Source organism: Lysobacter sp. Soil_N_51, from assembly GCF_057655755.1.
The window spans coordinates 104,067-124,171 of sequence record NZ_JBDGLR010000002.1 but is presented as its reverse complement, the minus strand read 5'-3'; the positions used below and the strand labels follow the sequence as shown (position 1 = coordinate 124,171).

The window sequence follows — 20,105 nt, the reverse complement described above, 5'->3', positions numbered from 1 at the left end:
CGTGCTCCTTATTGCGCGCGCTGCAGCAGGTAGGTGAAGTCCGAGGGCTGACGATTGGTCATCGTCGCGTTGTTGTGGCAGGCCATGCAGCTCGACGAGGCCAGCGGCACCTTGCCCTGGATGTAGGTTTCCAGGGTCGCGTTGGCGAGGAACGACGGCGCCGGATTGCCGGTCGGATCGGTCGGGTTCTTGGCGTTGGTCGGCCACTGCGTGCTGATCAACTCGTAGTTGGCCCATACCGTGCCCGGGAAGGTCTGCTGCAACAGTGCCTGGTAGCGCGCGTTGAGCGATTTGGTCGACGCGGTCAGCGCGACCTCGCGCATGATCTGGCTCGGCGGGGTGTGCGGGTTGTTGGGATTCCACGGCCGATCCGGCGGCTCGTTGACTGCGCAGTCGCCGCTGCAGTTCTTGTTGTAGAAGTTGTACTGCGATTTATCGATCGGCTCGCCCTTGACCGGCACGTTGTCGACGTGTTCGAACGTCGACCACACCCATTGCGGCTCGTCGGCGGTCTTGTGGGCGATGTGCAATCCGACCAGCCCGACCGTCTGCAGCTTGCACGAGGCCTGCACGCCGTCGTGTTCGTCGGGGTTGGTGTAGACCAGCGCCTGGATGGTGTGGAAACGGCTCGCCTGGTCCTTGCCGCCCATCACCTTCCACGACGACTTGATCATGATCGCGCCGGTGTTCTTCGACCCGGCGGGCTGGGCGAAGTTGGCTGGCTTGCCGAATTTTTCCTGCCCGGCCTTGCTGTACAGACCGTCGCTGACGATGGTGTTGAACATGTCCTGGTTGACCATGATCGCGAAGCGCACGTACTGGCCGTTCTGATCGATCAGCGGGCCGGTGTCGAACGGCTCGCCGCTTTCGTCGAGCACGTTCGGGGTCTTGCCGACCTGGGTCAGGTTCAACACGCCGTTGCCCATGCCCTTGCACACGTCCGGCGGCGGCGGGTCCTGGCCCCACGGCGGCGGCGTGGCGCCGCCGGGCAGGAAGATGTCGCGGCTTTCCTTCCAGTTCTCCCACACCGTCGGCACGTTCGCGCCGAAGGTCGAGCCGGGCTTGGGATTGCCGTCGCTGCCGCCGGGCCAGTTGACCGCGATGAAGGACTGCCACGAGAACAGATCGAAATCGTCCTGCAGGTCCTGCAGGTTCGGGTTGGCTTGCGGCACGCTGATCTCGAGCGGAATCGTCGAACTCAACGGCGGCAGCGGCGCGGTGGCGGCGCTCGCGTGCTGGCTGATGTCCGCGCGCGACAGACTGTCGTGCGGCTCGGGCTTGAGATGGCTGTCGGTGCATGCCGCCAGCGCGAACACGAACGTGGCGGCGGCCAGCGGCCCGATCATTGGCCTGACCAACGAAATGGACCGCTGCGGGCCAAGACGGTATCGATGATTCATGGCGAATCCCTTCTCCCTGTTGATACGAAGCGAAGATTCGCTTCGCCGCGAGGCAGGCAGCGCGCCGCAGCAGGCTGCGGAGAAGGAACACAAGCCAGGTTGGTTGGCTGGCGATCGAATCGCTGGCTACGTCGCGTCGGGCGCAGACGCTACCACGCGTTCGGCGAAAAAATGCGACTGTTCGCGCAGAAACAAACTAAACGATGTTTCTTTGCGATCGAGCGCGAAACGTTGTCCTGCGCGAGCGCGCAATTGCGTTGTCTATTCAAGCGGCAGGCATTGCCCCGATGAAATACGCGGCGTTTTTGCGTTAGCGGCGGTGGTGCGATGGTGAGCGTCGGTGAGCCCGCGCGCGACTTGTTTGCGTTGCAACGCGGGCTTGCGCGAATGCGACGCGAGTCGCTATCGCAAAAGCCGACACCACCGCGATGGGTGGCGTCGAAAAAAAGCACCGGACCTCGTGTCCGGTGCCGGGGGAACCCGTGCGGCTTGCGCTCGCCGGGTAAGAATCGCTTTGCTTATCCATCGAGACGCGCGATGAACCGCGCGCTCGATTTCCACGAATGGCTTGCGCGAACGCAAGCCGCTTCGTCCGCCGCTCAGTTGGCCGCGCAGCTCGCGCTGTTGTCGGCGCGCAGTTGGTCGTAGGTCTTCTGTCCGGCCGGCAGCGGCGTCACCTGCGCGGGCAGCAGCGAGCGATACGACGGGTCGTAGGTCGCCGACAGGAAGCAGGCCTCGGACTGGGCGTGGAACTTCAGTCGTCCGTTGCCGTAGCTGCTGTCGAAACCGGCCGCGCCCAGATCGTTGCCGCCGGTGCTGGCCACGTACACCAGCGAGTCGTACACCGAGTTGGACAGACTGACGTTGCGCTGCTTGAGCAAGGCGGCGCGATCGGCCTTCTGCTGCGCGGTCGCGTTGGCCGGCAACGCCGCCGGCACGGTGGCGTTGGTCAGCTGGCGCTGATGCTGCAGACCCAGCAGCGCGAGCGCGGCCACGTGCGGCGTCGCCGAGGAAGTGCCGTTGAAGGTGTTGTCGCCGTAGGACACGGTGTCGACATTGGCGAAGTTGGCGATGTCCGGCTTGGCGTTGCCCGCGGCCTGCCCGTTCGGACGCGCGCCGCCGGCGGCGAGCACCGGGCCGCGCGAGCTGTAGGCTTCCAGGTTCGAGGTCGCCGCATCCAATGCCGCCACCGTGATCACGTTGGCCGAGTCGGCCGGATGCACCAGCGAACGATCCTGCACGCCGTACTGGAAGTTATGCAGGCCGCCGCTCATCAGGCGCAGGAAGTTGCGGGCGTTGGCGGTCTTGCGCACCACCCGCACGCCGAACTTGCCGCCGCCGGAAAAGCGCGTGGTGTTGAACAGGTTGTTGCAGGTCGTGGTCTTGGTGGTGGCCGCCGGCTGCAGGGCGATGCGTTCCAGCGGTTGCTGTCCGGCCAGGCCGGTCTGGGCGTCGTCGGACTGGGTCACGGCGACCCAGCCGGCCGGCGTCACCACCCGGCCATTGCGGGTCACCGCATCGGCCCAGCGCACCAGTTCCAGACGGTAGTCGGCGTTGGTGGTGTTGTTGGCGCTGGTCCAGTCGTTCCAGCCCAGCCACACGTCGATCGCGATCAACTCGGCGTCGGCCGCGGTCTTGCCGCCGACCGGAATGCAATCGCCGAAGCCCTGGCCTTCCAGGCGCAGCAGATTGATGTTGTCGGCGATCGCCGCGCCGTTGGCGTCGAGGTTGCCGACCACGAAATCCTGCAAGGTGTTGGCGACCGCGCCGGCGGTGCTGTCGCCGTCCCAATGCACCTGCGCTTCGTTGCCGGCGGCGTTGAGGATCAGCACGCCGTTGCGCGCCGCCGCGTCGATCGCATCGTAAAGACCTTTGAGATTGCTGCCGGTGCCGGTGCCGTCGCCCGGCGCGTACAAGGCCATGCCCTGCGAGGCGGTCAGCACCTGCGCGCGCGGTTCGCCCTGCGGCTCGTTGAGCGCGTTGAGGTTGGCCGCGTCCTGGATGCCCTTGATCCAGTCGGCGGTCTGGCCGGCGTCGTACACGCGGAATTTCGCTTCCGGCACGATGTCGTAGACGATCTCGACCACGGCGTTGCCGTGCTTTTGCCTGGTGTAGCCGAACGCGCCCGCGGCCGGCTTGAACAAGGTGAGTTTGTCGGCGACCGCGGCGGTGTTCTTCGGCCACTCGTTCGCGTCCTGCAACGCCTTGACCTGGCCGGTGTTGTCGGCGAACTGGTCGAACACCGCGACGGTCAGGCCTTCGCCCTTGAGATCGCGGCGCTGCGCGGCCGGCAGTTGCGCATAGTTGCCGAGCGAACGCAGCTGATCGAGATTGCTGGCGGTGGCGCCGTCGGTGAACGCGGCGGTGTTCGGCATCGCCAGCAACGACACCTGCGCGACCGGTTGCAGGCCCGCCACCCATTCCAGACGCGCCAGCGGCACCTTGGCTTCCAGGCTCGGCGAACCGTTGATCTGCTCGGCTTCCAGGCCCGCGGCGAGCAAGGTCTCGCGCAAGGTCGAGGTGGCGCGATCGAGCAGGCTCGGGTTCTGGATCTGTTCGTGGGTCAGGGCCAGATTGACGTTGACCTTGAGCTTCTCGCCGTCGCGATAACGCAGCGGAATGCCGACCCGATCGAGCACCGCGATCTGCGCGGCGACGCTGGCGCCGGCATAGGCCGGGCCGCGCGCCGAGGACGATGCGCCCGTCGACGCCGATGCGCCCGCGGCGTTCGGCATCTGCGACAACGCCTGCACCGCCTGCAGCAACTGACCGGCGCCGAGCTTGCTCTGCGCGTCGTTATGCGGCGTCGGCGCGTTCATCGCGACCGGTTGCCAGCTCGGCGCGGGCAACGCGCCCGACGCCGTTGCTGCGCCCGCGGCATTGGCGAGCGCGCCGGACGCGATCGCGCCTGACGTCTGCGCTTCGTTGCGCGACCAAAACAACACCGTGGCACAGGCCGCGGCGAGACCGAGCACGGCGAATTTTTTCGACGACATCTTGTTCATTCGTTGGTTCCTGATGCGGATTGCAGTCATGGTCAACCGCTGCCGACGGGCGCAAGCCTGTGGCACGGCCGAGGCGCGAAGACCTGGGTGCGGGAAAGGGGAACAGCGATGGGAGCGCGACGATCAGGGGAAGGAAGGGATCGGGTTTTCGTCGCGCTCAATCCTCAAACGCAAAAAGTGCGACTTCCCCCCATCACCGTGGCACTTATTTTGACAGCACGATTTTTCATATCGATGCGGCACGCGCGGGTTTCGCCGCGCGCGAAACGCAGGTGCGTGGCGAACGCCCTACCCCGTTCGCGCATCGTGCGTTGGTTTATTCGCAACCGCGTGCGTGCATCGCGATACGCGCGCCGCAGCATCGCGTGGCGTGCGGTTTCATTCGAAACTTTTCGCGACGTTGCAGACGATCACGCGAACACATCGCGTGTTCGCGGATATGCACGGGATTGCGAAGATTTCGTCCGTCGACGACGAACCTGTCGGTCTGGGAGCGCGCCTCGCCACACGCGAAGCATCGACAGATCGCGATGCAACCTCAGCCCTGCGGCATGCCGCGCGCCATCACCACCTCGGCGCGCGGCGGCGCGCCGAACAAGCGCTTGTACTCGCGCGAAAACTGCGACGGGCTTTCGTAACCGACGCGGTGCGCGGCAGTTACCGCCTCGACGCCGCTGACCATCATCAGGCGCCGCGCTTCGTGCAGGCGCAGATGTTTCTGGAACTGCAGCGGCGACAAGGTGGTCACCGCCTTGAACTGGTGATGCAGCGAGGAGGTGCTCATATGCACCTGCTCGGCCAGTTCGTCGATGCTCAACGGCTGCAGATAGCACTGGCGCAGCACCGCCACGGCCTTGGCGATGCGGCTGGAACGGCTGTCGGTCAGCGCCAGCGCGCGCAGTCGATGGCCGAGGTCGCCCATCAACACGCGATAGAAAATTTCCCGCAATGCCATTGGCGCGAGCACCGGCAGGTCCTGCGGCGTATCGAGCAGACGCATCAGTCGCAGCACCGCGTCCATCAAGGTGGTGTTGACCCGCGCCGCATACAGACCCAGGTCGACGCCGTTGCCGCCGTGACCGTGATCGACCGTCGGCGACTGACCGGCATCGACGATCAGGCTGGCGATCTGCGCCGGATCGATATCCAGGCGCAGGCACAGATACGGTTTGTCCGGCGTCGCCTCGACCACCTGGCCGATCATCGGCAGAGTCACCGACACCACCAGGTAATTGAGCGGGTCGTAGTGATAGGTGCGATCGGACAAGGTCACGACCTTGCGGCCCTGCGCGACCACGCACAGGCGCGGCTCGTACACCGACGGCGAACATTCGGTCGGCGCGCTCATGCGGATCAGGTGCAGCGGCTGCACCGCGGTGGCGTGGACGCCGTCGCTGTCGGTCAATCGGGCAATCCGATCGACCAGTTCGGCCTGCGCGGCGCAGCCGCCGCGTTGCGCGATCGATTCGGCGGAGCTATTGGCGTTCATGGCGTCCCGTGCGGAGTCGGGTTGCCTCGATTATCGGCACGAACAGAGCCGCGGACTGTGCCTAGTCGGCCGGTTTGCAGAAATAGGCAAGGATTCGACGGAATCAGGCGCGGCCGCGCGGCGCCGGACATAAACCGGAGCGGCGCGACGGCCGCGCCGCGTGTCCGCCCCGGCCGGTACCACGCGGCCGGGACGCTGAAACCATCGCTCGGCGGGCTACTGCTGCATCCCGCGCGCCTGGGCCTGCGCGCCCTGGGTTTCGGCCTGGATGCGGGCAGCCTCCTGCCCCTGCTGCAGCGACTGCAAGCCGGGCCGGCTGGCCTCCGAGGATTGCTCGACCGGCGTCGCGATGGCGCGCTGCACGTTCACGCCGGCCAGGTGGTGGGTCGGGTCGTTGAGCGGCCCCTGCACCCCGATCAGCATGCTGCGGTCGCGGTTGAACACGACATGGTCGATCCGCGCCGCCGGGAACGCGTCGCGCTGATTGAGCGCCTGCGCGACGATGCCGGCGGCCAGACGCTCTTCGTCGTGCGGCTGGAACGTCCCCGGCGGGATATTCACCGAGTGCCGCAGCCCCTGCAGCGCGCTGGTGTACATGGAATGACCGGGATGCTCCGGATCGGACAGCACCGCGGCGCGGCCCGGTGCCGCTTCGTTGCGCGTCGGGCCATCGCCGGCACCGCCCGCGACCGAGCGTTCGTTCTCGCGCGCTGGCGGCGCGTCGACCGGCACGTGTTGATGCTTGTGCGGCCCATCGAAGGTGTGATCGAACCGGCCCGCCACCGGCGGCGTCGTGCTGGTGTCGCGATACGCCTGCGACCCGGGGCCGGCGGTGGTCTGGATGAAGATGCCGTTCTCTTCCAGCAGCGTTTCGTTCACGCCCAGGCTGCTCATGTTGAGGTGCATGCGCGAGGCGTTGCCGTGCTTGGGCACCGCGACGCTGCGCTCGATCCAGATCGCGCGCCCGACGATTTCGGCGCCATAGATGTTGGCGTAATCCGAATGGCCGTGCGGCCCCAGGCCGATCGTGGCGTGCGCGGCGACGCCCGGCGTTCCCACCGGTTTCTGATCGAAGTAGTACTGGCCCATGGTCGCGACATTGGTCGGCGAACTGGTCAGGCTGCCGTCGGCATTGAAGGTCAGATTGGCCCGCGCCACCGGCGCGCCGGCGGCGTCGAGTTCGAGGAAATCCTCGACCCTTCCGCGATTGGCGTTGTTCCACATCTCGGTCAGGCCGGCGTTGGGATTGCCGCTGCGCTGTTTCTCGTAACTCAGCATCGCGTTCCAGCCGGCGATGTGGGCCTCGGCTTCGTCGTTGCGATTGGACTGCATCCAGCGCACGCTCGGCGCGGTGTAGTCGTTGATCGGGTTGGCGTCGCCGGCGATCTGCCGCGCCTGCGCATCGAACTGGTCGCGCGCCCGATCCGAGCCGGCGCGGTTGAAGCCGTGCTCCATTTCGTGGCCGAGCACGAAGCTCATGTTGTGCTGATCGTAGCTGGCGGTGGTCAGGCTCGCGGGCGTGAGGTTCATGACCCGGGTGGTCGGATCGTAGCTGCCGCCAGCGCCGGGCGCGGTGTGCAGCGCGAAACCGCGCAGCTCGCGCTGAGCCTCGTTGCGCACCGCGTCCTTGAACTGATCGACCAGCACCGGCGAGCCGTTGAGGGTGCGCTCCAGGTTGGCGTGCATGTCCGCGGTGACGTTGGCGGTGTGGGCGAAACGCAGGCTCATGTCCTGCAACTTCAGCACCGCGCGCAGGTCCGGATTGACCGGCGTGGCGCCGGTCAGCACCTCGGCCGGCAGGGTGACCCGGCCGCTGGCGATATCGTATTGGCCGATCGACTCCGGCCCCGGCGGCGCCAGCGCGAAGCTGCGCAAATGCCCGTTGGCGGCGTCGGCATTGAGGCTGGTCAACAAGGTCGGGGTGGCGGTGATCGCCGCGCGCAACTGCGCGGCCTGCGCCGGGGTGACGCCGGGTTCCAGCGCGAACTGATCGAGCGCCGCGGTCAGCTGAGGATTGGGGCCGGGCATGGCTTAGCCCTCCTCTTTGGCTGCGTCATAAGCATTCAAGCGCACCTCGATGCTGCGCACGCAGGCATGCGCGCGCGTGGCCTCGGACGCGGCCGATTCGCGCTGGGTCACGATGTCCACGTTCACGCCGCCGCGCCGGAACACCTGCGCCAGGGTGCCACGGGTGGCGTATTCGATCTTGCTCGGGGTCGCCGGGCCTTCCTCGAATCCCATGTCGAGCAACGCGCGCCGATAGGCCGCGTAATCCATCGCGCAGACCGGCCCCAAGTCGAGTTGATCCTGATCGGCCTGAGCGCCTTCGTAGTCGAGGCGGTATTCGATCTTCTTCGCGTCGCTCGCCGACGCATCGTCGGAATAGGCGATGGTCTGCGACCAGTCGCCGCCGGCGATCGCTTCGGAAAATGCTTCGTAACCCGGTTCGCGCTCGCCGGCGTCCGCCGACGGTTCGGGCAGGCGCATGACCGCCTTGAAGCGATCGAGGCTGAAATCCGCCGGTGTCCTGAGGCTGTCGATCAACTTCAACAGCCGCTGCCCGGCTTCCTGCGAGGTGAGCGTTTGCCCGCCGGCGGCGGGCAGCGAAGACGAGATGGTTTCAGACATGGCGGCGCTGACCTTCACAGGTTCGGACGGAGGCGAGAGTTCGTGCGGCTGTTTCGCGGCGCAGGCGCCGAACAAGCCGGTTGCGGGCAACAGCATCGCCACTGCCAGCCAGGCCGGGATCCGGGTGTTGACCATCGACGTCTCTCTCCCTGTCGTGCCGTGGCTCGGTGCGAGCGATTCCGTGAGCGTCGAGTATGCCAGCGAGCGCGCGCCTGGGAAGCGGGAAGCGCCCGATCGCCGGCGCGCCATCGTCGGATCGCCACGGGTTCGTCGACTGCGACGACACCACGTCAGCGCCGCGCGGTGGCCACGATCGAACGGAACCTGGGCGCCGCTCGATCAGGCAATCCCGCCGCTTCGCCAAGTGCCGCGCCATGCGGCTGCGGCGGCCACGGCGAATTAGACGAAGGTCTTAATGTTCCGGGGTTCCCGAGCAATACCGGCTCGCGCCGGCATCGGTAGAAATCTGCCCGCAAGCTGTGCCGATCCGGCCAAATTGCAGAAATAGGCAACGATGCGACAGTAATGTACTAACGCACGCGCGAGTCACGGACTAACGTAACCGTACTCCCCAATGCACCCTGACCAGCGAACGCTGGGCGACGACCTTTCACCCGACGCCCGCCTCGGCGGTACGCCGGGTAGCGGCGGTGGTCGCGCAGGCCCCGGAGCGGGCCGGGCGAAACGCGAACAGATGCCGCCGGTCCAACAGCGAGCGAGGTCCACCCAACCCACACTCGACACGACCCAACCCTCGACACGCAACGATCGCGCGCATCGGACCGACGTGTCCGCGCCGATCGTTCGCAGCGCGCGCTCGCATCGCCACGTCCGCGCAACTGACGAATTTGTCAGCCAAACGACAGCTTCGCGTACGCGTGCCGCGCCTAGAGTGCCGCGAGGGTTTGCGGTTTTTCACCGTTCGTTTTTCACCGTCCCTTGCGCGACGCATCGCCAGCGTTGCGGCCTGCATACGAACCGTTCCACGCGACACGGCTGCGGTCCGGTCGCCAGGCGCGGACACTTCGCACCACTCATCCAGCCGTCGGCTCCCTCACTCGGACTCCCCTCACGATGTGGATTGTTCAATACGCCCTGAGCCGCCGTTACACGATCGGCGTCCTGGCGATCCTGATCCTGCTGTTCGGCGTGCTGTCGGCGCGCAAGATGCCTACCGACATCCTGCCGGAAGTCGGGATTCCCTCGATCAATCTGGTGTGGACCTACACCGGCCTGCCGGCGGCCGACGTCGCCGCGAAGATGACCTCGTTTTCCGAGGCGGCGATCCTCAACACCGTCGACGACCTTAAAGAGGTTCGATCGGAAACGATCAACGGCGCCAGCATCGTGCGCATCGATTTCCAGCCCACGGTGAGCCTGGACCGCGCGCTGGTGCAGATCACCGCGGTCTCGCAGACGATCCTGCGGCGCATGCCTCCGGGTACGTCGCCGCCGCTGGTGGTGCGCAACAACGTGTCGAGCACGCCGGTGCTGCAACTGGTGCTGTCGTCGGATTCGCTGACCGAGGCGCAGTTGTACGACTACGCGCGCCTGCAGTTGCGCTCGCAGATCCAGACCATTCCCGGCATCCGCATGACCCTGCCCTACGGCGGCGCGCCGCGGCAGATCATGGTCGATCTCGACCCGGCCAAGCTGCAGACCTACGGCCTGACCCCGGCCGACGTAACCGGCGCGCTCGAGCGCGGCAGCCCGACCCTGCCGTCGGGCTCGATCCGCGAAGGCCAGCGCGAGATGCAGATCTCGATCGACACCAGCCCGGCGACCGCGGCCGAGTTCCTCGACATCCCGGTGGTGTCGCGCGGCGGCACCGTGATCTACGTGCGCGACGTCGCCTCGGTGCGCGACGGCGGCGCGCTGCAGACCAACGTCGCGCGCATGGACGGCTCCAGCGCGGTATCGGTGGCGCTGATCAAGCTCGGCGGCGCGTCCGCGGTCGAGATCGTGCGCGCGGTGCGCGAACGCCTGCCCGAGATCGAAGCCTCGGCGCCGCCGGGCACGCGCATCCACGCGATCTTCGACCAGTCGGTGTTCGTCGACAACGCGATCAGCTCGATCGAACACGAAGCGCTGCTGGTCGGCCTGCTGGTCGCGCTGGTGGTGCTGATGTTCATCGGCTCGTGGCGCTCAAGCATGATCGTGCTGTCGGCGATTCCACTCGCGCTGCTGTCGTCGATCGCGATGCTGCATCTGCTCGGCTATACCTTCAACGTCATGACCCTCGGCGGCCTGGCGCTGGCGATCGGCATCCTGGTCGACAACGCGGTGGTCGACGTGGAGAACACCAACCGCAACATCGCGCTCGGCAAGGACGTGCGCACCGCGATCCTCGACAGCGCCAAGGAAGTGGTGTTCCCGGAAATGGTCTCGACCATTTCGATCTGCATCGTGCTGACCCCGATCCTGTTGATGACCGGCCTGTCGGCGTGGGTGTTCACCCCGCTGGCGCTGGCGGTGATCTTCGCCATGCTCGCCTCGTTCCTGCTCTCGCGCACGCTGATTCCGGTGCTGTGCTACATGCTGCTGCCGGCCGACATCAAGAGCCGCGCCAACCCGCGCTGGGCGCCGGAAAAGCTGCTACTGAAGATCAACCACAAGGTCGATCACGTACTCGATTCGCTGCGCGACAAACACCACGCGCTGCTGATCAAGCTCGGTCATCACGGCCTGGCGCTGACCGTGGTCGCGCTGCTGGTGTTTGGCGTCGGCGCGCTCGCCGCCGCCTCGCTCGGCCGCGAGTACTTCCCGCAGGTCGATGCCGGCCAGCTGCGCATGCAGGTGCGACTGCCGTCGGGCACCCGTCTGGAGGAAACCGCGGCCAAGCTCAGCGAGATCCAGCGCGAGATCCGCTCGATCATTCCGCCGCAGGAATTGCAGACCGTCTACGAGCAGATCGGCGTGCCCGACGCGATCAACCTGTCGCTGGTCGACAGCGCGGTGGTGGGTTCGTTCGAGGCCGAGCTCATGCTGCAGCTGCGCTCGCCGCACGCCAACAGCCACGACTATCTGGTCAAGATCCGCAAGCGCATCGCCGAGCGATTCCCCGACGTGAAGCTGTTCGAGCGTCCGCCGGACGCGACCAGCCGCACCCTCGCCGGCTCGGCCGCGGCGGCGTTCGAAGTGCGCCTGATCGGCCGCGACGTGCCCGGCAATCTGGCGATGGCGCGCGAGATCGAACAACGCCTGCACAAGGTGCCCGGCGCGGTCGACATCGCCTTGCGCCAGGTGCTCGATCTGCCCGAGTACCAGGTCAAGATCGATCGCACCCGCGCCGCGCAACTCGGTCTTGATGCGCAACAGGCCAGCCGCGCCGTGCTCGCGGTGCTGGGCTCGGCCGGCACGGTGTCGCCGGTGTACTGGACCGACACCGTCAATGCGATCGCCTACACCGTGCAGGTGCAGGCGCCGATCAATAATCTGAAAAACATCGATGCGCTTATGAATTCGCCGCTGCGCATCGGCGCCAACGGCGAAGCGGTGCTGTTGCGCAATATCGCCACGGTCACCGCGCGGCAAGTGCCGGCCAGCGTCGCCCGCACCACCCTGGCGCCGACCATCAGCGTGATCGCGAACGTGGAAGGCACCGACCTGGGTTCGATCTACGATCAACTGACGAAGATCACCGGCGAACTCAACGCCAAGCTCAAGCCCGGCAACCGCATCGAAATCGTCGGCCAGGCCGGCGAAATGCAGAGCGCTTACGGCGAACTCGCGACCGGCCTGGTGATGTCGGCGATCCTGGTGTTCCTGGTCCTGGTGGTGAACTTCCAGTCGTGGATTCAGCCCGCGGTGGCGATGTCGGGCCTGCCGATCGCGATCGCCGGCGCCGCCGTCGGCCTGTGGGTCACCGGTACGCCGCTGAGCGTGCCGGCGCTGATGGGCGTGATGATGGTGATCGGCGTGTCGACCGCCAACAGCGTGCTGGTCACCAGTTTCGCCCGCGGCCTGATCGCCGACGGCCACGATCCCGAACTGGCCGCGTACGAATCGGCCGCGGTGCGCCTGCGCCCGGTGCTGATGACCGCGAGCGCGATGGTGCTCGGCATCATCCCGATGGCGATCGGCCTGGGCGACGGCGGCGAACAAAACGCGCCGCTCGGCCGCGCCGTGATCGGCGGCCTGCTGTTCGGCACGCCCGCCACCTTGATCCTCGTTCCTTCCATCCTGGCCGTCGTCGGCCGCCGTCGTAAGCCGCGCGTCGAGGACGAATCCTCCGACAGCGCCGGCGTCCCCGCAGGAGTCGCTCCATGAACCGCTCGATCCGTGTCTCCCACCCGCTCGACCGGGCCGGCCTGAGCCTCGCCCTGGCCGCCGCGCTGCTGACCGTGCTGGCCGGCTGCAGCCGCAGCGACGCCGAGACCACGCCGGCCAACGCGCTGCCCGAAGTGCTCACGGTGCAGGCCAAGGCCGCCGACGCCGCCTTTGATCTGTCCCTGCCCGCGCGCGCGCAGGCCGGCGAGTCGGCGCAGCTGTACGCGCGCGCGACCGGCTTCGTCAGCGAACGCAAGGTCGAACTCGGCGACAAGGTCAGCGCAGGCCAGGTGCTGGCGACGATCTCGGCGCCGGAAATCGATCAGTCGGTGCGCGAGGCGCGCGCGCTGCTGGCGCAGACCACGGCCGATCAGGAACTGGCCAAGGTCAACTACGACCGCGCCCAGACCCTGATCGGTACCGGCGCGGTGTCGAAGGAATACTTCAGCGATCGCAAGGGTAACTACGACGTGGCCGTGGCCACGCGCAACGCGGCGCAGGCGCGGTTGACCTCGGCGATCGAACGGCAGTCGTTCCAGTCGGTGCGCGCGCCGTTCGCCGGCGTGGTGGTGGCGCGCAATGTCGAACGCGGCGACCGCGTGGTCGGCGATTCGGCTTCATCGACCGTGCCGATGTTCGAGGTCGCGGTGCTCGATCCGCTGCGGGTGGTGGTCGACGTGCCGCAGAACGTGTCGATGCAGATCCAGAACGGGCTGGAAGCGGACGTGAGCTTCCCGGAATTGCCCGGCCAGGTGTTCAAGGCGCAGGTCGCGCGCAGCGCGCGCACGCTGTCGCGCGACGCCGGCGTAATGCGCACCGAGCTGCGCCTGCCCAATCCCGACAGCCGCATCCCGGCCGGCATGGTCGGCTCCGCGCGCCTGCACCTGCCGCGGGTCGCGCCGGCAGTGGTGCTGCCGGTGTCGACCGTGATCCAGCGCGCGACCGGCGTGCAGGTGGTGACCTTGAAGGCGGACTCGACCCTGTCGTATCGCGACGTGACCCTGGGCCGCAACCTGGGCAACGAAGTCGAAGTGCTGACCGGCATTCAGGCCGGCGACACCGTGGTGCTGGCGCCGAACGCGCTGCTGGCCGACGGCAACAAGGTACATGCGAAGGCGTTGCCGGCGCCTAAGAAGTCGTAAGGTCCGCGTTCCCTCATCCGGCCCTTCGGGCCACCTTCTCCCGCGTCGCGGGAGAAGGGCGCGGGTCACTCGGGATATTTACCTCTTCTCCCGCCTGCATCGACCACTTCAGAATCCTCCCTCTCCGCACGCGGGAGAGGGCCGGGGTAAGGGCTCGCAAATCTCAGCCGTGCTCAGCCGTGCAACGCCTTGGCATGATGCGCAATATGCTCGCCGATGTAACTGGCGATGAAGTAATAGCTGTGGTCGTACCCCGGCCGGATACGCAGCTCCAGCGGATGCCTGGCCACCTCGCACGCAACCCGCAGCAACTCCGGCTTGAGCTGCGGCACCAGAAACTCGTCGTCGCCGCCCTGATCGATCAACAACGGCAACCGCTCGCGCGCACCTGCAACCAACGCAGTCGCATCCCAGGCCTTCCACGCCTCGCGATCCTCACCCAGATACGCAGTGAACGCCTTCTCGCCCCAAGGCGAATGCGACGGCGCGGCGATCGGCGAGAACGCCGACACGCTGCGGTAGCGGCCCGGATTCTTCAACGCGATCATCAGCGCGCCATGCCCGCCCATCGAATGCCCGCTGATGGCGCGCGCGCTGGTGGTCGGAAAATGCGCGTCGACCAGGGCCGGCAATTCATCGACCACGTAGTCGTACATGCGGAAGTTCGCCGCCCATTTGGGCCGCGTCGCATTGAGATAGAACCCCGCGCCTTGCCCCAGATCGTAGCCTTCGGCATCGGGCATGCCCTCACCGCGCGGACTGGTATCGGCCGCGACCAGGATCACCCCGTGCTGCGCCGCGAACTGCTGCGCGCCGGCCTTGGTGATGAAGTTCTGCTCGGTGCAGGTCAGCCCCGACAGCCAATACAGCACCGGGCAATCGCCGCGCTCGGCCTGCGGCGGCAGGTATACGCCGAAGCGCATCGTGCAGCCCAGAGTGGTGGCGGTGTGGCTCCAGACTTCCTGGCGGCCGCCGAAGCAGGCGTGGGATTCTATTTTTTGCATGGTGCTCTCTCTCGATATTCGCCGACCAGCGAAGCGCCGCGGCCCTCATCCGCCCCTTCGGGGCACCTTCTCCCGCATGCGGGAGAAGGACACAACTCGCACTCAGCCCCTCTTCCACTCGCGGGAGAAGGACACCACTCGCACTCAGCCCCTCTCCCGCTGGCGGGAGAGGGGTTGGGGTGAGGGCCGCAAGCGATCAGTAATGAATCACCGTACGGATCGACTTGCCCTCGTGCATCAGATCGAAGGCCTCGTTGATCCGCTCCAGCGGCAGGGTATGGGTAATGAACGGATCGAGATCGATCTCGCCCTTCATCGCCTGCTCGACCATGCCCGGCAACTGGGTGCGGCCCTTGACCCCGCCGAACGCCGAACCGCGCCAGACGCGACCGGTCACCAACTGGAACGGACGCGTGCTGATTTCCTGGCCCGCGCCGGCCACGCCGATGATCACCGACTCGCCCCAGCCCTTGTGGCAGCACTCCAGCGCCGCGCGCATCACGTTGACGTTGCCGATGCATTCGAAGCTGAAATCCACGCCGCCGTCGGTCATCTCCACCAGCACGTCCTGGATCGGACGCTCGTGGTCCTTCGGATTCACGCAATCGGTCGCGCCCATCGCCTTGGCCAGTTCGAACTTGCCCGCGTTGGTGTCGACGCCGATGATGCGCCCGGCCTTCGCCTGCACCGCGCCCTGGATCACCGCCAGGCCGATGCCGCCGAGTCCGAACACGGCGACCGTGTCGCCAGGCTGCACTTTCGCCGTGTTGTGAACCGCGCCGATGCCGGTGGTGACGCCGCAACCGAGCAGGCAGACTTTTTCCAGCGGCGCTTCGGGGTTGACCACCGCCAACGACACTTCGGCGACCACCGTGTATTCGCTGAAGGTGCTGCAGCCCATGTAGTGATGGATCGGCTTGCCTTCATAGCTGAAACGCGAACTGCCGTCGGGCATCACACCGCGGCCCTGAGTCGCGCGCACCGCCTGACACAGGTTGGTCTTGCCAGACAGACAGAACTTGCACTTGCGGCATTCGGCCGTGTACAGCGGGATCACGTGATCGCCGGGCTTGACGCTGGTGACGCCCTCGCCGACCTCGACCACCACGCCGCCGCCTTCATGGCCGAGCACCGCCGGGAACAAGCCTTCCGGATCGTCGCCGCTGAGGGTGAAGGCATCGGTGTGGCAGACGCCGGTCGCGGTGATACGGACCAGCACTTCGCCGGCGCGCGGCGGCTCGACGTCGATCTCGACGATCTGCAGCGGCTGTCCGGCGGCGAAAGCGACGGCGGCGCGGCTTTTGATGACACGGCTCATGGCGAGGTTCTCCTAAGTGGCGTCCCGATGGGCGGGAGGGAATGGATGACCGCGTCGCGCCATGCGCGCTCGCGGACGGTGTTCATTTCAAGTACGAACGCACCAGCGCGGCGACCTCGTCGATGCTGGCGCTGCGGGTCTTGTGCGACGACACGGCCTGGCCGAGTTCCTCGCGGATATGGCTTTCCAGCACTTCCGACATCAGGCCGTTGATCGCGCCGCGGATCGCGGCGATCTGCTGCAGCACCGCCGCGCATTCGCTGCCCTGCTCCAGCGCGCGCTCCAGGGCCTCGGTCTGGCCCTTGATCCGGCGCACGCGGGTGAGCACGCGTTTTTTCTCGGCGGGGGAATGCGGCATGGCGGCGGTCTCGGGCAGCAGCGGCGGGGCGGCGCTGGATACTGGGGGATAGTATCAGATCGACTGTCGAGCCACGCCGGCATGCGTGGCTCGGCGATGTCCCGGCCCTGCAGGAGCGGCGCGAGCCGCGACCGCGCCATTGCGACTACGGCGAAGCTTGCGCGGTCGCTGCGGATTCGCGGTCGCGGCTTGCGCAGCTCCTACAGGGAGCTACGGATCGATTCGTCGGCGGTTGGAGAATCCGGCGGACGCGCCATCGTTACGGTGTCCAACTGTAGGAGCGGCGCGAGCCGCGACCGCGCCATTGCGGCTACGGCGAAGCTTGCGCGGTCGCTGCGGATTCGCGGTCGCAGCTTACGCAGCTCCTACAGGAAGCTACGGATCGATTCGTCGGCGGTTGGAGAATCTGGCGGACGCGTCGTTGGTGCGTCGTCCGACTGTAGGAGCGGCGTGAGCCGCGACCACGCCATTGCGACTACGGCGAAGCTTGCGCGGTCGCTGCGGATTCGCGGTCGCAGCTTACGCAGCTCCTACAGAAGCTGCGGATCGATTCGCCGGCCGGGTGGAGTACGCACTCAACCGGTGTTCTGCACCCCGGCCGCGATGCCGTTGACCGTCGCCACCAACGCCTGCTGCAGGCCGTCGTCCGGCCGCCCCGCCGCGCGCCAGCGCGCGAGCAGATCGACCTGCAACAGGCTGATCGGATCGACATAAGGGTTGCGCAGGCGGATCGACTGACGCAGACGATGATCGCCCAGCAACAGCTCCTCGCTGCCCTTGATCGTCAGCACCGCGCGGCGGGTGCGTTCGAATTCCTCGGCGATGCCGGGATGGAAACGCGCATGCAGGTCGCCTTCGGGCAAGTCGGCGGCGAGCATGGAATAGCGTTCGAAGATCGCCGGGTCGGACTTCGCCAGCACCATTTCCAGATCGTCGATCAGGGTGCCGAAGAACGGCCAGTCGCGCGCCATCTCGGCCAGCGCATCGCGGCCGTGTTCGGCCAGCGCGCGTTCCAGGCCGGTGCCGACGCCGTACCACGCGGTCAGGCCGGCGCGGTTCTGCGACCAGGCGAACACCCACGGGATCGCACGCAGCGAACCGATGTCGCCGACGCCGGCGCGCTTGGCCGGGCGCGAACCGATGCGCAACCGCTCGATCACGTCGATCGGGGTGGCGGCACGGAAATACGCGGGGAACTGCGGGTCTTCGTGCACCAGCGCGCGGTAGTGCGCGCGCGCCTTCAACGCCAGTTCGGCGGCGATCGCGCGCCAGCCGGCTTCGCGCGGCTCCGGCGCGCGCGGACGCAGGGTCGCGCGCAGCACCGCGCCGGTGGTCTGTTCGAGATTGCGCAGCGCCAGCGCGCGGATGCCGTACTTGCGATGGATCACTTCGCCCTGTTCGGTCAGACGCAGATACCCGTCGACCGAACCGCGCGGCGCGGCGATCACCGCGCGCTCGGTCTTGCCGCCGCCGCGGCTGATCGAACCGCCGCGACCGTGGAAGAACGCGATCCGCACCTGGCTGTCGTGGGCCAGCGCGGTCAACGCGATCTGGGTCTGCTGCAAGGCCCAGCGCGAGGCGACCATGCCGCCGTCCTTGGCGCTGTCGGAATAGCCCAGCATCACCACCTGGCGATTGCCGCGCGCGCGCAGATGCGCGCGGTACATCGGATCGGCGAACAGCGCGCGCAAGGTGTCGGCGGCGGCGTCGAGGTCGTCGACGGTTTCGAACAGCGGCGCGACGTCCAGCGGCACCCGGCCGTCGCCATCGACGCAACCGGCGGTCTTGGCCAGCGCGAGCACCGCCAACGCGTCGGCGGCGCTGCGGCTCATGCTGACGATGTACGGCCCGAATGCGCGTTCGCCGTAACGCGGACGCAGTCGCGCGACCGCGCGGAACACGTCCAGGGTCGACTGCGCGGCATTGGCCGCGGCGCGCGCGGGCGGCGCGTCGCCATCGAGCAGGCTGTGCAGACGGGTGGCGCGGGCGGCCACGTCCAGCGATTCCCAGTCGGGCATATCCAGCAGCGCGGCGAGCGCGGCGTCGTGGGTGCCCGAGTCCTGACGCAGGTCCAGGCTGGCCAGATGGAAGCCGAAGCATTCGGCGCGCCGACGCAGACGGCGCACCGCGAAACCGCCGGCGTGTTCGCCTTGATTGGCGGCCAGGCTGCGTTCGATCAGGGCGATGTCGGCCAGGAACGCGGGCGCATCGGGATAGCCGTGCACGCTTTCCTCGACCGTGGCCTGCAGGCGCGCTGCCATCAGACTGAGCAGGTTGCGATACGGCATGTCGGCGTGGCGCGGCTTGAGCAGCGCGGCCGCCTTCGGCAGTTGATAACGGTAATCCTCGACCCGCGCGAGCACCGCGTCGTCGATGCGCACGCGGGTAACCGACTGGCTGAGCAGTTCGGCCAGCGAGGCCAGATCGTTGCGATAGGCATTGAGCACCAGCGCGCGCTGACCGGACAAGGTCGCGGCGATGGTGTCGGCGCCGACGTTCGGATTGCCGTCCATGTCGCCGCCGACCCAGGTGCCGAAACCGAGCACGTCGGGCAACGCGGCGCCGCCGTCGCCGAAGCGCTCGCCGTAGATTTCGCGCAGCGCATCCTCGAAGGTTTCGTAATACACCGGCAGCACCCGGTACAGCACGTCGGACAAATAGAAACCGACGTGTTCGAACTCGTCGGCGACGCTGGGCTTGGCCGCGGGCGCTTCGGCGGTCTGCCAGCTCGCGGTCAGGGCCAGGCGGATGCGTTCGCGGTCGGCGCGGCGTTCGGTGGGGGTGCGGTTGCGGTCGATGTCGGCGACCAGACAGCCGACGATGGTGCGTTCCTTCTCCAGCAGCGCGCGTCGAACCGCTTCGGTGGGATGCGCGGTGAATACCGGCTCGATCCGCAGCCGCGGCAGCAACGCGGCGACTTCCTCGGCGCTGACGCCCTGGCGCGCGAGCAGGCCGATCGCGTCGCGCAGGCCGCCGGGCTGGGCGCCGGCGCCGCTGCGTTCGTGGTCGCGGCGACGACGGATGCGGTGCACGCGCTCGGCCAGATTGACCGCCTGGAAATAGGTGGCGAAGGCGCGCACCAGATCGCTGGCCTGATCCAGATCGATATCGGCCAGCACCTCGGCCAGGGCGCCGATCGGCGCTTGCGCTTCGCGGCGGCGGATCGCGGCGCGGCGCAGGCGTTCGACATCGTCGAGGAAGGCCGGGCCGCGCTGTTCGGCGAGGATTTCGCCGACCAGGGCGCCCAGGGTCTTGACGTCGTCGCGCAACAGGGCGTCGGTGGAGGCGAAATCGACCGCGCGCAGCGGTTCGTCGCTGGTATCGAGAAGGACATTCATGCTTAAAGGCTACAGCACGTCATGCGCGATGTGCCGAAGGTTGCAGGTGTGACGGATTGGCGACAGCGCTGCCGAACAATGCCGCCGCGCGCTGCCGCCTCGGGCACGCGGCCGGTCGTGCCTCGGCATGAGCCACGAATGCATGGCCGAGCGC

At 67.3% G+C, this 20,105-nt stretch carries 12 protein-coding genes; 3 read left to right on the top strand and 9 right to left on the bottom strand.

Annotated elements, in window-relative coordinates; all coding sequences use genetic code 11:
* Positions 1-8: 8 nt before the first annotated feature.
* From AC3A4T_RS03530 to AC3A4T_RS03510, 5 genes are all read right to left on the bottom strand, one after another.
* On the bottom strand, positions 9-1,346 hold the full coding sequence (locus tag AC3A4T_RS03530; RefSeq protein ID WP_487674124.1) for a hypothetical protein: 1,338 nt from the start codon (positions 1,344-1,346) through the stop codon (positions 9-11).
* Between the two features lie 653 nt (positions 1,347-1,999).
* Positions 2,000-4,405, bottom strand: coding sequence for a S8 family serine peptidase (locus AC3A4T_RS03525; protein ID WP_487674123.1), 2,406 nt, complete (start codon positions 4,403-4,405; stop codon positions 2,000-2,002).
* 538 nt (positions 4,406-4,943) lie between these two features.
* Positions 4,944-5,894, bottom strand: a complete 951-nt coding sequence (locus tag AC3A4T_RS03520) for an AraC family transcriptional regulator (protein WP_487674122.1) — start codon at positions 5,892-5,894, stop codon at positions 4,944-4,946.
* A 216-nt stretch (positions 5,895-6,110) separates the two neighbouring features.
* The gene (locus AC3A4T_RS03515; protein WP_487674121.1) at positions 6,111-7,922 is read right to left on the bottom strand and encodes an XVIPCD domain-containing protein; all 1,812 of its coding nucleotides are present in this window, start codon (positions 7,920-7,922) and stop codon (positions 6,111-6,113) included.
* A 3-nt stretch (positions 7,923-7,925) separates the two neighbouring features.
* A complete protein-coding gene (locus tag AC3A4T_RS03510; RefSeq protein ID WP_487674120.1) occupies positions 7,926-8,522 on the bottom strand; it encodes a hypothetical protein in 597 nt (198 codons plus the stop codon).
* On the opposite strand from AC3A4T_RS03510, the gene AC3A4T_RS03505 reads away from it, so the two are divergent.
* From AC3A4T_RS03505 to AC3A4T_RS03495, 3 genes are all read left to right on the top strand, one after another.
* Positions 8,521-8,925 (top strand): hypothetical protein, encoded by a 405-nt coding sequence (locus AC3A4T_RS03505; protein ID WP_487674119.1) that lies wholly within the window; start codon positions 8,521-8,523, stop codon positions 8,923-8,925. The two genes, AC3A4T_RS03510 and AC3A4T_RS03505, sit on opposite strands and share 2 nt — an antisense overlap.
* Before the next feature lie 671 nt (positions 8,926-9,596).
* On the top strand, positions 9,597-12,791 hold the full coding sequence (locus AC3A4T_RS03500) for an efflux RND transporter permease subunit (protein WP_487674118.1): 3,195 nt from the start codon (positions 9,597-9,599) through the stop codon (positions 12,789-12,791).
* Positions 12,788-13,933, top strand: a complete 1,146-nt coding sequence (locus AC3A4T_RS03495; RefSeq protein ID WP_487674117.1) for an efflux RND transporter periplasmic adaptor subunit — start codon at positions 12,788-12,790, stop codon at positions 13,931-13,933. The genes AC3A4T_RS03500 and AC3A4T_RS03495 overlap by 4 nt, the downstream gene beginning before the upstream one ends.
* Before the next feature lie 173 nt (positions 13,934-14,106).
* Here AC3A4T_RS03495 and fghA read toward each other — a convergent pair whose 3' ends face one another.
* The 4 genes from fghA to ppc form a co-directional block, all read right to left on the bottom strand.
* Positions 14,107-14,937, bottom strand: a complete 831-nt coding sequence (fghA, locus tag AC3A4T_RS03490) for an S-formylglutathione hydrolase (RefSeq protein ID WP_487674116.1) — start codon at positions 14,935-14,937, stop codon at positions 14,107-14,109.
* Between the two features lie 196 nt (positions 14,938-15,133).
* On the bottom strand, positions 15,134-16,243 hold the full coding sequence (locus AC3A4T_RS03485; RefSeq protein WP_056116473.1) for an S-(hydroxymethyl)glutathione dehydrogenase/class III alcohol dehydrogenase: 1,110 nt from the start codon (positions 16,241-16,243) through the stop codon (positions 15,134-15,136).
* A 94-nt stretch (positions 16,244-16,337) separates the two neighbouring features.
* Positions 16,338-16,613, bottom strand: a complete 276-nt coding sequence (gene frmR / locus AC3A4T_RS03480) for a formaldehyde-responsive transcriptional repressor FrmR (protein WP_487674115.1) — start codon at positions 16,611-16,613, stop codon at positions 16,338-16,340.
* Between the two features lie 575 nt (positions 16,614-17,188).
* Positions 17,189-19,951 carry a phosphoenolpyruvate carboxylase gene (gene ppc / locus AC3A4T_RS03475; RefSeq protein ID WP_487674114.1) on the bottom strand — a complete coding sequence of 921 codons (2,763 nt, stop codon included), beginning with the start codon at positions 19,949-19,951 and terminating at the stop codon, positions 17,189-17,191.
* Positions 19,952-20,105 lie beyond the last annotated feature (154 nt).

What these genes read in the sequence shown, in the direction of transcription:
- AC3A4T_RS03525 (WP_487674123.1), bottom strand. Translation starts at nt 4,405, where the DNA reads ATGAACAAGATGTCGTCGAAAAAATTCGCCGTGCTCGGTCTCGCCGCG.
- AC3A4T_RS03495 (WP_487674117.1), top strand. Translation starts at nt 12,788, where the DNA reads ATGAACCGCTCGATCCGTGTCTCCCACCCGCTCGACCGGGCCGGCCTG.
- AC3A4T_RS03510 (WP_487674120.1), bottom strand. Translation starts at nt 8,522, where the DNA reads ATGTCTGAAACCATCTCGTCTTCGCTGCCCGCCGCCGGCGGGCAAACG.
- AC3A4T_RS03500 (WP_487674118.1), top strand. Translation starts at nt 9,597, where the DNA reads ATGTGGATTGTTCAATACGCCCTGAGCCGCCGTTACACGATCGGCGTC.
- AC3A4T_RS03505 (WP_487674119.1), top strand. Translation starts at nt 8,521, where the DNA reads ATGGCGGCGCTGACCTTCACAGGTTCGGACGGAGGCGAGAGTTCGTGC.
- AC3A4T_RS03530 (WP_487674124.1), bottom strand. Translation starts at nt 1,346, where the DNA reads ATGATCGGGCCGCTGGCCGCCGCCACGTTCGTGTTCGCGCTGGCGGCA.
- ppc (WP_487674114.1), bottom strand. Translation starts at nt 19,951, where the DNA reads ATGAATGTCCTTCTCGATACCAGCGACGAACCGCTGCGCGCGGTCGAT.
- AC3A4T_RS03515 (WP_487674121.1), bottom strand. Translation starts at nt 7,922, where the DNA reads ATGCCCGGCCCCAATCCTCAGCTGACCGCGGCGCTCGATCAGTTCGCG.
- frmR (WP_487674115.1), bottom strand. Translation starts at nt 16,613, where the DNA reads ATGCCGCATTCCCCCGCCGAGAAAAAACGCGTGCTCACCCGCGTGCGC.
- fghA (WP_487674116.1), bottom strand. Translation starts at nt 14,937, where the DNA reads ATGCAAAAAATAGAATCCCACGCCTGCTTCGGCGGCCGCCAGGAAGTC.
- AC3A4T_RS03520 (WP_487674122.1), bottom strand. Translation starts at nt 5,894, where the DNA reads ATGAACGCCAATAGCTCCGCCGAATCGATCGCGCAACGCGGCGGCTGC.